Source organism: Paenibacillus sp. FSL R5-0887 (genome assembly GCF_038002305.1).
In the GTDB taxonomy this organism is placed as follows: Bacteria; Bacillota; Bacilli; order Paenibacillales; family Paenibacillaceae; genus Paenibacillus_AQ; species Paenibacillus_AQ odorifer.
In genome coordinates this window covers 857,277-869,566 of the sequence record NZ_JBBOCE010000002.1, presented here as the reverse complement: position 1 = coordinate 869,566, position 12,290 = coordinate 857,277, and the positions used below count along the sequence as shown (strand labels likewise).

At 46.4% G+C, this 12,290-nt stretch carries 10 protein-coding genes; 6 read left to right on the top strand and 4 right to left on the bottom strand.

What is annotated here, in order from left to right:
- The first annotated feature begins 161 nt into the window (after positions 1-161).
- The gene (locus MKY14_RS21875) at positions 162-2,390 is read left to right on the top strand and encodes a Tex family protein (protein WP_076129532.1); all 2,229 of its coding nucleotides are present in this window, start codon (positions 162-164) and stop codon (positions 2,388-2,390) included.
- Between the two features lie 184 nt (positions 2,391-2,574).
- On the top strand, positions 2,575-2,916 hold the full coding sequence (locus MKY14_RS21870; protein WP_076282046.1) for a hypothetical protein: 342 nt from the start codon (positions 2,575-2,577) through the stop codon (positions 2,914-2,916).
- A 42-nt stretch (positions 2,917-2,958) separates the two neighbouring features.
- On the opposite strand, the gene MKY14_RS21865 is transcribed toward MKY14_RS21870, so the two are convergent.
- The gene (locus MKY14_RS21865; protein WP_076129530.1) at positions 2,959-4,014 is read right to left on the bottom strand and encodes a GIY-YIG nuclease family protein; all 1,056 of its coding nucleotides are present in this window, start codon (positions 4,012-4,014) and stop codon (positions 2,959-2,961) included.
- Between the two features lie 169 nt (positions 4,015-4,183).
- On the opposite strand from MKY14_RS21865, the gene MKY14_RS21855 reads away from it, so the two are divergent.
- Entirely contained in the window at positions 4,184-4,975 is a 792-nt protein-coding gene (locus MKY14_RS21855) for a hypothetical protein (protein WP_340977327.1), read from the top strand.
- A gap of 340 nt (positions 4,976-5,315) precedes the next feature.
- Here MKY14_RS21855 and MKY14_RS21850 read toward each other — a convergent pair whose 3' ends face one another.
- From MKY14_RS21850 to MKY14_RS21840, 3 genes are all read right to left on the bottom strand, one after another.
- A complete protein-coding gene (locus MKY14_RS21850; RefSeq protein ID WP_175623592.1) occupies positions 5,316-5,459 on the bottom strand; it encodes a hypothetical protein in 144 nt (47 codons plus the stop codon).
- Between the two features lie 1,567 nt (positions 5,460-7,026).
- Positions 7,027-7,998: an S-layer homology domain-containing protein gene (locus tag MKY14_RS21845; RefSeq protein WP_340977325.1), complete on the bottom strand. Its 972-nt coding sequence runs from the start codon at positions 7,996-7,998 to the stop codon at positions 7,027-7,029.
- 85 nt (positions 7,999-8,083) lie between these two features.
- Entirely contained in the window at positions 8,084-8,875 is a 792-nt protein-coding gene (locus MKY14_RS21840; protein ID WP_076309577.1) for an SDR family oxidoreductase, read from the bottom strand.
- Positions 8,876-9,062: 187 nt separating this feature from the next.
- Between MKY14_RS21840 and MKY14_RS21835 the strand changes: the two genes are divergently transcribed.
- The 3 genes from MKY14_RS21835 to MKY14_RS21825 all read left to right on the top strand — a co-directional run bounded on the left by MKY14_RS21835 (position 9,063) and on the right by MKY14_RS21825 (position 12,178).
- Entirely contained in the window at positions 9,063-11,042 is a 1,980-nt protein-coding gene (locus MKY14_RS21835) for a GTP-binding protein (protein WP_076309578.1), read from the top strand.
- 61 nt (positions 11,043-11,103) lie between these two features.
- Positions 11,104-11,589 carry a DUF6933 domain-containing protein gene (locus MKY14_RS21830; RefSeq protein WP_076129525.1) on the top strand — a complete coding sequence of 162 codons (486 nt, stop codon included), beginning with the start codon at positions 11,104-11,106 and terminating at the stop codon, positions 11,587-11,589.
- A gap of 61 nt (positions 11,590-11,650) precedes the next feature.
- Positions 11,651-12,178 (top strand): GNAT family N-acetyltransferase, encoded by a 528-nt coding sequence (locus MKY14_RS21825; protein WP_076307104.1) that lies wholly within the window; start codon positions 11,651-11,653, stop codon positions 12,176-12,178.
- Positions 12,179-12,290 lie beyond the last annotated feature (112 nt).

Here is a 12,290-nt window from a genome sequence, read left to right as displayed (position 1 = left end):
GGGCTCTGACCACTCTACCATGCCTCGCTTTATCGCACAGCGGTTCAGTACAAAGCGCGCTATTCGGGCTGGTCTTTGGTGCAGAGCCGAATCTGTGATACTATTTTAATTATGAGATCAAGATATGTATAAGCAGATTGTGTACGGGAAGAGGGATACTAATGGCGGTAGATAACAGCAATACGGAAGTCATTACGGATGAGGCAAACGCACAGCGGGAGCAGGAATTGATAACCGTAGCGATTGCCAAGGAATTGAACATTAGTCTGAAACAGGTACGCACTACGGTAGGACTGCTGGATGAGGGAAATACCATTCCGTTCATCGCCAGATATCGGAAGGAAATGACGGGTGAGCTGGACGAAAATGCGCTTCGTGATATTGAAGAACGGCTGGGTTATCTTCGCAATCTAGGCGAACGTAAAAAAGACGTTATACGCAATATTGAAGAGCAGGGCAAGCTGACCAAAGAGCTTCATGAGCAAATTATCAATGCGGTCAAGCTTCAGGAAGTAGAGGACTTGTATCGTCCCTTCAAGCAAAAGCGTAAGACGCGGGCTAGTGTTGCGAAGGAAAAAGGACTTGAGCCGCTTGCTAACTGGATCTTGGAGCAGCAAAGACAAGGGGATCCACAGACTGAAGCATCGAAATATATTGATGTGGAAAAGGGAGTAGAGAGCGCAGACCAAGCGCTGCAAGGCGCACTGGATATCATTGCCGAGAACATAGCAGATGATCCTGCGATCCGCTCTTGGGTTCGCCAGTATACAGCAAGTCAAGGTATTCTTGTGTCTGAAGCAAAGGATGCAGAACAAGAATCTGTATACGAAAATTACTATAGTTACCGTGAACCTGTACACAAAATGCCACCTCACCGCATCCTAGCAATTAACCGTGGTGAGCGTGAAAATATATTAAAGGTAGGCATTGAGGTCGTCACTGATAAAATTCATGCCTATATCGCACGGAAGATCATTAAAGGGCCATCCCCGGTGAAGGAACTGCTGGAAGCAGTGACTGAGGATGCCTACAAACGTTTGATTGCTCCTTCTGTAGAGCGTGAAGTTCGTGGAGAGATGACCGAACGTGGGGAGAACCAGGCGATTTCGATCTTCTCTGGCAATCTACGTAGCCTGCTGCTGCAACCGCCAGTAAAGGGACGTTGTGTGCTGGGTGTTGACCCTGCATACCGTACTGGCTGTAAGCTGGCTGTTGTAGACGATACAGGTAAGCTGCTAGAGGTAGCTGTGACCTATCCGACGCCGCCGAACAACAAGAAGCTCGAAGCTGCTGCTAAGTTTAAAGAGTTGATTGCTAAGTACGGCATTCAGCTCATCGTAATCGGCAATGGTACAGGCTCGCGTGAAACGGAGCAGTTTACAGCAGAAGTGATTGCCGAGATTGGCAATCCAGAGCTGGCGTACCTGATCGTTAATGAAGCGGGAGCGAGTGTCTATTCGGCTTCCAAGCTGGCGCAGGAGGAATTCCCGGATCTGGATGTAGCGGAGCGCAGCGCGGCTTCTATCGCCCGTCGTGTGCAAGACCCGCTGGCGGAGCTGGTGAAAATCGATCCGAAAGCTATTGGTGTGGGACAGTACCAGCATGACGTCTCCCAAAAGCATCTGGAGGAGAGTCTTAAAGCCGTCGTGGAATCAGCGGTAAACCATGTTGGCGTGGATGTGAACACGGCATCTCCTGCCTTGCTTTCTTATGTGGCAGGAGTTAATGGAACAATTGCTAAGAATATCGTTAAATTCCGGGAAGAGAACGGCAAGTTCACGACTCGGAAGCAGCTGCAAAAGGTACCTCGTCTAGGTGCCAAGTCCTATGAGCAATGTATCGGCTTCCTGCGGATTCCAGGTGGAGACAACACCTTGGACCGCACGCCTATTCACCCCGAGTCCTATCCGGTGGTGGATCGTTTGTTCCGTGAGCTAAGCCTCGATGTGAATAAGCTTGGCAGCAAAGAAGTGGCCTCACAGCTTGAGGTGCAAAATGCCGAGGAGCTGGCTGTGAAGCTGGATGTCGGCGTACCTACGCTGCGCGACATCCTGGAGAGCTTGCAGCGTCCGGGCCGCGATCCGCGCGAGGAGCTGCCGTTGCCGATCTTCCGCACTGATGTGCTGAAGATCGAGGACCTGGTTCCTGGCATGGAAATGCAGGGAACCGTCCGCAATGTTATCGATTTCGGCGCATTCGTCGATATCGGCATCAAAAACGATGGGCTGGTGCATATTTCCCAGCTCAGCGGCAGCTTTGTGAAGCACCCGATGGACGTTGTCTCCGTAGGAGACAATGTTACCGTCTGGGTGATGGGGGTTGACCTGAAGAAGGGCCGGGTCAGCTTGACGATGCGTCCGCCGCGTGTTGAGGCGGGAAGCGTAAAGTAGACAGATCGCAGTGATCCTCAAAGAACGACAACAAGAAGCCAGTCTCCATTATTGGGGACTGGCTTCTTGTTGATTATTTTCAGCTGGAACCCTTTTTGTCATTATAGAAGTGAAGGACGTGCACTCTTTGGGTAAGTTTAGAGTAACAGTTGAACTAATGGCTTATTACTAGGAGGAGATAGAGGTGGGAAATCCATTGAAAGAATTAAAAAATAGTGTGAATGGCCTGAAGCAATCCCTTGACGGAGTTAAGCAATCAGTAGAGGGGTTGAAAGAACCTATAGATGAGATGAAGGGAAACATTCAGATCACGTTGGAGCAGGCGAAGGACAGATCTGAGGGATTCAAATCGGAGATCAATCGTATGAAGGAATGTGTGGAGGAAACTAAGCTGGTTGTTAATGAGGCGAAGGAAACGGTAATGGAGGCGGGTGAGGTGCTTTACACTCAGAAACGCTATAAAAGATTGTTGAAGAAGCAAAACCGAAAAACGAAGCCTGCAAAGGCAGGCCGCCGTTTACTATAATCAGCTGGAAGTCCAAACATTTACCGCAGTTACGAAATCTTTTTAATTATAGGAATGAGAAGGAACCGCATTTAAAAAAATCTGCAACAGCTCATTTACCGAAGCCTCCATATTGGAACGTTGCTCAGCTGCAAGCCAATCCTCTTGAATGATGATGTAGCTGCAGGAGCTGCTTTTTAAATAGCTGTATATTATTTGTGCTTCGTCAATTTCATGGCGGCCGATCGCTGCCGGGGTCTGATTGGGTTCACTGTGAAAAGTGGTCATAATCGCTGACTTTATTGCCGCTTGCAGGTGGGTGATATCCGGTTGATCATATTGTAGCTTGGTATGGGACAGGATACGGTTGCCCTTGAGCAGAATGAGTTTAAGCGTCTGTTCATTCATGGCCTCAAGAACTGCAATATTCTGATTCTCTTGAGCGAATTCGATGACCTTCTCTTTGTGAATCAGGAAGCTGACAGCTCCAATATAATCCCTGTATTTGGCGGCGGTTTCGAAGTCATAGTGCTCCGCGGCCACTGCCATCCGCTGCTCCATTTCCTCGAGGATGCTGGAATCTGAGCCGTTTAGTAAGCCAATGACCCGATCAATAATTTTATTATATTGAACAGCGGCATCTCCGCCTGCACACATCCCAATGCATAGGCCAAGCGAATGGTTTAGGCATAGGGAATTTTTAAAGCTAGGGTTGCTGCAAAGGATTTTTGAGCTTTCTTTAATGCCTTGTACTGCCCGTTCAACCGTGCTTCTGCTTGTATAGGGACCCAAAACCTGAGTGCCTTCTTTGACCGCAGGATCATACGTAATCTCTAACGAACGTATTTTTTCATTCGCTCCTATTACGATATAGGTATAAGCCTGCGGATTTTTCATTTTTTTATTGTACATGGGTTTGATCTCTTTAATTAATTTGCATTCCAGCATAAAGGCTTCGAATTCTGTATCCGTAAGGATGATTTCCAGATCTTTAATATTTCTTACAAGTTGCTTAACCTTTGGGGAATGAGATTTTGAGTTTTGAAAATAGGATTGGACTCTCCGTTTTAACTGTTTTGCCTTGCCAACATATATAATATGACCGAGATTATCCTTCATGAGATAAACGCCGGGAGTTAGGGGAAGGCTTTTAAGTTTTTCTGTTAAATGAATGATAACCCCGCCCTCTCATAAGAGTTGTATGATTGATAGTTTTAGTATAAGCTTGCAACCTTCATTTGTTCAAATCAGTCTAAAGAGTGAAGGATCGAAGCTAAGGAGGGATCTTATGTACTTCGCAAAAAAAATCGGTGGGCTGGCGCTGATAGCAGCAATGTTATGGCTTACAGCATGTAGCGGAACGCCAGAAGCAGGGACGGAGCCGAAGCAGACGCCAGAGCAGACACAAAAGCAGACGCAAAAGCAGGCAGAGCAGACGCAAAAGCATGCACCAGAGCAGACGGAAAAGCAGACGCCAGAGCAGACATCAACTGCACAGTCAGCGGCTACTACGGAATCACCACAGGAGACTGAGACATCAAGTACGGGGCAGCCGCAGGATCTAGAGGGATTACCGCCATCAGTTGAGGAAGCAGCGACGACGGTTATAAGGTCAATTAAAAACAAGGATATGAAGCAATTAGCGGCATGGGTACATCGGGATAAAGGGCTACGTTTCTCTCCATATGCATACGTGGATACAAAAAATGATCTTGTATTCACCCGGGAGGAAGTAGAAGGATTAATGAATGACTCTACCAAAAGAGTCTGGCGAACATTTGCTGGCTCCGGTGATTTAATCGAGCTGACATTCGCAGATTACTACAAGCGGTTTGTTTATGATGCGGACTTCATTCAGAAGGCCGAAATTGCTGTGAACAAGGGGCTTGGGCAAGGGACGACGATCAATAACTTAAACGAAGTGTATCCTAAGGAGCAATATGATTTCGTTGAATATCATATTGCTGGTATCGATCCTTCTGTCGAGGGTATGGATTGGCGCAGCCTGCGTCTAGTCTTCGAAAAGATCGGAGAAGACCATGCATTAGTCGGCATTATTCATGATCAATGGACGCCTTAGCTTACGGACCCAGATGACGCTATTATGGACGCCTTAGCTTATGGACCCAGATGATGCTATTATGGACGCCTTAGCTTACGGACTCAGATGGCGCTATTATGGACGCTGTTTGCCTGCTTCAACTTATTATTCACGTCCGTTGGTATACGCTGATCCTTACGGACCCAAATGACGTTATTCGCGTGTTTTTAGCGATTAGAGCACAGTTTCGGACTCCAGTGCAACTATTCATTACAAAAAGGCACATTTATGGTGCTTTTTGTGCCGATAGCGACGATGGAGTCCTTTAGTAGTCCAAATGTGCGATTATACTGCGAATAAGGTCATCTGGGTCCGATAGCTACTGCAACCCCATCCGCTGCAAATCCATCTGCTGCACACCTAACTGCTGCACACCTAACTGCTGCACACCTAACTGCTGCACACCTAGTTGCTGCACACCTAACTGCTGCACACCTAGTTGCTGCACACCTAACTGCTGCACACCTAGTTACTGCATACCTAACTGCTACACACCTAACTGTTGCACACCATCTGCTACGTTCGCATACCGTAAACATTGGAGCATCGCTGACCTGTATTTTGTTTTTGGCTACCTGCTTTAGCGGATTTTCATATTCGTTGATACAGGATGAGCCTTACGGACCTAGATGACGCTATTCGCGTGTTTTTAGCGATTAGGGCATAGTTTCGGACTCCAGTGCAGCTATTCATTAGAAAAAGGCATATCTATGGTGCTTTTTGTGCCAATAGCGACGATGGAGTCCTTTAGTAGTCCAAATGTGCGATTATACTGCGAATAAGGTCATCTGGGTCCGATAGCTACTGCAACCCCATCCGCTGCAAATCCATCTGTTGCACACCTAGTTGCTGCACACCTAACTGCTGCACACCTAGTTGCTGCACACCTAGTTACTGCATACCTAACTGCTACACACCTAACTGTTGCACCCCATCTGCTACGTTCGCATACCGCAAACATTGGAACATCGCTGATCTGTATCTTGTTTTTGGGTACCTGCTTCAGCGGATTTTCATATCCATTGATATACGCTGAGCCTAACGGACCCAGATGACGCTATTCGCGTGTTTTTAGCGATTAGGGCATAGTTTCGGACTCCAGTGCAGCTATTCATTAGAAAAAGGCATATCTATGGTGCTTTTTGTGCCAATAGCGACGGTGGAGTCCGATAGTATCGTGAAATTGGCATTTTTCTGCGAATAAGGTCATCTGGGTCCGATAGAAGCTACGTCCGTGCAAATATGATCTAATCGCTCGAAGTTTGATGTTCATCCCGTCAAGTAGCCTCTTGCACACAAAAATGATCTAATCCCTGGAAGTTTGATGTTCATCCCCGTCAAGTAGCTTCATGCACACAAAAATGACCTAATCGCTCGAAGTTTGATGTTCATCCCCATCAAGTAGCTTCATGCACACAAATATGATCTAATCGCTCGAAGTCTGATGTTCATCCCCGTCAAGTAGCTTTATGCACACAAAAATGACCTAATCGCTCGAAGTCTGATAATCATCACTGCCCAGTAATCAGCATTTCTGAGCCTGAGTTAGCTTGCGAACCCAGCGACGTTATTTGCAAATTTATTGCGATTGGAGCACAGTTCGGGCCCAGTGCAGTTATTCGTTAGAAATAGGCCCATATGGGATGTTTTTTTAAGACAATAGTAATTATGTAGTTCGATAGCGGCTGCATCCGTTACCTAATCATTCGGAGTTTGGAGTTTGGATAAAGGGGGAAGGAACAACAAACAACAAACAAGGGATGCTTCAGTAGCCATATGATGGCTATTGAGGCATCCCTTATTTGTTTATAAAAATGAACTTAGATACCTGAGGAAAGGGAAGAGAGGCGAAGGGGAACTTTGGGACTGTAGGAGCGATAGCAACCGCTGCTAAGATTTCCATGGGAAAGCCATCTTCGTAAGCATAAGCTTCTCCGTATCTCAGCCGTCATAAACGGTAGCTGGAAATCCAAATATTCATCGCAGCTGCGACTGACCCTTAACTCTAAAACCCTCAAGTTCAATTTATATTATTGTGCCGCGCTAGACGAATAAGAGGCGGAGCCAGTTACAGGTTGAGCGATAGCTTTGTATCCATCTGGCAGATAAGTGGCAACAGATGCTTTTGTGATCACCTGCGCGTACATTTTCCCTGGTTCAGGAGCAGTCACGTTAAAGTAAATCACAGCTGTATTGTCTTTACCAAATTCGATTCGCTCAATCACCAGCCCATACCCGGGGTTAGGTAGATTATTAACGGTAAGGGTGGCTTTATTTACGCCTTCACCCGCTTTGGTCAACGTAAACTCTGTTTCGTAGGTTGGAGTAGTGGGACTGCCATTAGATACAATTACACGTTTAGCAAAAGCGGCTGCATCATAGATCAGAGCGGCTGCTTCAGAGCGGGTAATAGCATCATTCGGCCGGAAACTACCGTTCTTATCGAGTGTGGCAATATGTGTATTCAGCAGGATCTGGAGACTATTTATAACCTCTGTAGAGAGTTTATCGCCATCCTTAATGTCTACATACATCAGCGTAACAGGGAAGTTACCTTTACTTTGCAACGCTTGCGTCAATAAGTGCGCGAACTGAGCACGGGTGATAGTTCCATTAGGATCCACTGTCCGGTCGAGTGAAAGGCCATTTTGCTTGGCAGTCAGGAAAGCCGAAGCATACCAGGCCTTGTCGTTCACTTTATCAAAATAATCACTGGCTTTGGAAGAACTACTACCTGCCGCTGGTTGCGGAGTCAGATTCAGACCCCCAACGATGAATTGTATCCCTTGCGCAAAGCTTACTTTAGATTTAGGAGCAAACTTATCTTTTTCTACTCCGTTTATAATCCCCTCTTTATGCAAAGAGTTGATTTTTGCTTCCGCAGGATCACCTTTCAAATCTGAAAAAGCAAAAGCGGATGCCCCAAAAGACACACTCGCTGCCAAAATGCCGCAGGCTATAGTCATTTTTTTAGCGTTATTTATGAATAATGGTTTTTTCATTTGCGTCACCTCCATACTCTTAGATGGTAGATTAGACCAAAATGTTGCATAGAATTTAAAATATTATAACGGTTCAAGTAAAATATTATCCACGCAGTAGCGATTCGGCACCATCTACATAAATTTCAGTTCCCGTCACATGAAAAGATTCATCCGATGCGAGAAATAATACCAGATTGGCAACCTGCTCAGGCTTACCCGGTGCATTTTCCAGCGGATGATTACCTTCCGGAAACTCCACAGGAATCTTCACTTCTTGAAGATCATCGCTTTTATACGTATTATCTCCAATTTGTGTATCGATTGATCCAGGACAGATGGCATTTACACGGATGCCGTATTGCGCCAGCTCTAGTGCAGCCATTTTCATAAAAGCAACTTGTCCTGCCTTGGAAGATGAGTAAGCGGAAGCGCCAATGTTCGAGAATACTCGGTTGCCGTTAATGGAGCTGGTGATAATGATGCTGCCGCCATTTTCTTTCATGTGGGGGATGGCGTATTTTACTGTGGCAAAGGTGCTGCGTAGGTTGGTATCCAGTGTCTGGTCCCAATCTTCGATTTCTAGTGTTTCGATGGGAGACCATGTACCATTAATGCCAGCATTGGCAAAAACAATATCAATCTTCTCGGCCGCCTCTCCAACCTTACGAATACTTTCTTCGACCAGACCTGGATTGGAGACATCGCATTCAATTACTGTTGCTGTACCGCCAATAGATTCAATCTCACGTTTAGTTTCATAGGAATCCTCGGGAGTGCGGTCAAGCATATATACCTTAGCTCCCTGTTGGGCAAACCGTATCGCTGTAGCTTTTCCAATACCGGAACCAGCACCTGTAACCACTGCAACTTTATCCTGTAAACGTTTATCTGTCATGATGAATTTCCTCCTCGGCGTTAAATTTCTTATATTAGTAATTACATACCCGGCATAGCTGAATCTAACCATTTGAACTGGAGGGTGGAACAACGTGGATGGATATATTACTATGGAACATAAGGATGTAAATAATATAAATTCAGATAAATTTAGATAAATCTAGCTCATGATAGGGGAACTATAGATGATTCAGCAGCAGGGAGCAGAACGGATTAATGTGGGGATATTTGCCCATGTGGACGCCGGGAAGACAACAACAACGGAGCATATTTTGTATGAAAGCGGTCGCATTCGAGCGCTTGGCAGCGTAGATACGGGGACGGCATTGACGGATTCTATGGATGTGGAGCGGCAGCGGGGGATCTCCGTACGGGCGGCATTGGCTTCTTTTGCTTGGAAAGGTGTGCAGATTAATCTGGTCGATACCCCGGGGCACGTCGATTTTCTGTCCGAAGTTGAGCGGTCTTTGCGGGTGATGGATTGTGCGGTGCTTGTTCTTTCAGCCGTGGAGGGTGTGCAGGCCCAAAGCGAGATGATCTGGAACGCGCTGCGCAAGCTGGGAATCCCCACACTTATTTTTGTGAACAAAATGGATCGTGTAGGTGCTGACCCTGAAGCTGTGCTGGCAGAGGCGCGAAATTATTTGTCTAGTGATATTATTCCAGTTCAGCAACCCATCGGCAAAGAGAAGGAGTACATAGGAGCAAGAGATTTATGGGAGAATGAAGCTGATGCTAACAAGCGAACAGAATTATTAGAGGCTTTAGCTGAACGGGACGAAGAGCTGTTGGAGAAGTATATGTCAGGTAGTCCGATTGATTTGGCTGAATGGAAAAAATATATGAAAACAGCTTCCTCATCAGGTCGCTTTTTTCCGATGGTTTATGGCGTCGCCGCCAAGGGGCTTGGGATTAATGCCTTGCTGGATGCGATGGTTGAGTATTTTCCGCGCGCTGGTGGGAATGTGGAGGGTCCGGTGTCAGGCATCGTATACAATATTCAACGTGATAAAAGTATGGGACGGATGGCGTTTGTCCGCCTTTATGAAGGGACGATTCGTAACCGCGATACGCTGTTGAATTATACGCAGGATATTCAGGGAAAAGTGACCCAGATCCGCAAGGTCGAAGGTGGTCGGACCGAGGATGTTGGAGCGCTTGAAGCGGGAGATATTGCTGTTATCTATGGTCTTTCCGGGGTGCGCATCGGAGATGTGCTCGGCCATCCGGGGGCCATTCCGGAGGAGGCGAAGCTGGCTGTACCGCTGCTAACGGTGCGTGTATTCTGGGAGCCAGATATGGATGACCATAAGGTTATCGGGGCGCTGCAGGAGCTGGCGGATGAAGATCCGCTTTTGGATGCGCAGTGGCTGCAGGATGAGCGGGAGCTGCATATCAAAGTAATGGGACCGATTCAGCTGGAGATTCTGAACAGTGTTCTGGAGGAGCGATATGCGCTGAAGGTTACTTTCGGTCAGCCTTCTGTCATTTATAAAGAAACGCCAGCCCGTGCAGGGGAAGGTTTTATCGCCTACACGATGCCGAAACCGTGCTGGGCGATTTTGCGGTTTCAGATTGAGCCTGGACCTCCGGGCAGTGGTTTAGTCTACGATTCGATAGTGCGGAGTTCCGATCTGCTGCCGCAATACCAGAGCGAAACCGCACGTCGTGTCCCGGAAGCCTTGCAGCAGGGTTTGTATGGCTGGGAGGTTACCGACCTTAAAGTGACCTTGACCGAGGGACAGCATCATGTATGGCATACCCATCCGCTGGATTTTGCTGTGGCGACTCCGATGGGAATTATGGACGGACTCGCTCGGGTAGGCACTAAGCTTCTGGAGCCGATTCTGCAGGTTCGCATCGTGGTCCCTGAGGAGAATGGCGGCCGGGTGATGAACGACCTCGTGCAGATGCGCGGCACGTTCGAGCCTCCCGTGCTGCAAGGCGAACGGATGATTATCGAAGGACGTCTGCCGCTGGCAACGTCACTCGATTATCCTGTCAGCTTAAGCTCCTACACGAAGGGGCGCAGCACGTTTACTTCTTTTTTTGCCGGCTATGAAGAATGTCCACCAGACGTATCTGCTGAGCGCACCCGCCGGGGCGTGAACCCACTTGATCAGGCGAAATATATATTAAGCGTGCGAAAGGCACTGCAAGGGTAAATTGAGGTAGAAGGACTATTGAGACTAATAGGCAGGGTGAAGACAAAGGAGCGTGTCAGCGATGTTAGTACTAAGATATACTCAGAAATTATTAAAAGATATGAAAGTAGCTCCAGTAGAAGTAGAAGACATCTCCTCCTTTTTTAGTTGGCACGTGAATATTATGCAACTCAGAAAAAAACATATTTTATTTGTACATGATGCAAGCCGGTTATGTATATTATTGGATGGAATAAGAAGTGGTCAAGCTGATAAATTGGTTGAAAAGTTCAGAATAGAACTTAAGGAGTATTTATTGCAGGAGGGTTTTAAGAAGCAGCTCATAAATCAGTATTTACTAGAGGCCGGAGAAATCACTATATCCCGTACAAATAATAAAAGTGTACTTGGAACAATGAATGAAATAACACTATACAATTCGGTAGCTCAAAGTGATTTCAGCTTGCTTGAGAGGAATAAGTGGTTGAACACTATTATATATAAACCTATTGATTATAAAGAGCCCATTAATGTCTTTAGAGAATCCTTAAATAGTTACTATTCATAAGCAAGTACTGTCAATCTTGGACTAGCTGAAGCTTTTATCGGAAATCTGAGGGGGAAATAAATTGAAGATTAGAGAAGCAACAGCTAGTGAAATAGACGGGATCGCTTTTGTCCACGCTGCGAGTTGGAAAACCACGTACAGAGGGCTAATTTCGGACGAGTTTCTCGATAAAATCACAGTGGAAGCAAGAAGAAAGCTCTGGATTCGGAATTTTGAAAACCCCAATAAAGACGAGGTTATGTATGTGGCCGAAGATGGGGCTGGGACGATTATTGGTTTTGCAAATGGAGGAGCGCGAAGAGGGTCAGATCTCTCTGATCTCTATGATGCGGAGCTATATGCACTCTATTTGCTTAAGGAACAGCAAGGAAAGGGTCTTGGAAGGCAACTCATAAGAAGCGTAGCACAGAATTTATTGGAGAAAAATTATAGCTCGTTCATGACTTGGGTGGTAACAGGAAATCCCGCGATTCATTTCTACCACAAAGTGGGTGGGCAATCTGTTGCGACAAAAGAAGTGAAGATTGGGAATGAGATTGTTGAAGAGATCATGATCGGGTGGAGGGATATTGGGGTTGTTGGGGATTAAGAGCCAAGGGGAGCGATGTGCAGAAGCTTTTAACTGTATTTTGTACAACTATAATCCTGCAAATAACCCGCCAAAGGATATAACTGTATTTCGTACATCTATTTTTGTGATT

Bases quoted from the DNA above. Each gene is read 5' to 3' on its own strand.
- MKY14_RS21875 (WP_076129532.1), top strand. From the start codon at position 162: ATGGCGGTAGATAACAGCAATACGGAAGTCATTACGGATGAGGCAAAC.
- MKY14_RS21835 (WP_076309578.1), top strand. From the start codon at position 9,063: ATGATTCAGCAGCAGGGAGCAGAACGGATTAATGTGGGGATATTTGCC.
- MKY14_RS21865 (WP_076129530.1), bottom strand. From the start codon at position 4,014: ATGAAGGATAATCTCGGTCATATTATATATGTTGGCAAGGCAAAACAG.
- MKY14_RS21830 (WP_076129525.1), top strand. From the start codon at position 11,104: ATGTTAGTACTAAGATATACTCAGAAATTATTAAAAGATATGAAAGTA.
- MKY14_RS21840 (WP_076309577.1), bottom strand. From the start codon at position 8,875: ATGACAGATAAACGTTTACAGGATAAAGTTGCAGTGGTTACAGGTGCT.
- MKY14_RS21845 (WP_340977325.1), bottom strand. From the start codon at position 7,998: ATGAAAAAACCATTATTCATAAATAACGCTAAAAAAATGACTATAGCC.
- MKY14_RS21855 (WP_340977327.1), top strand. From the start codon at position 4,184: ATGTACTTCGCAAAAAAAATCGGTGGGCTGGCGCTGATAGCAGCAATG.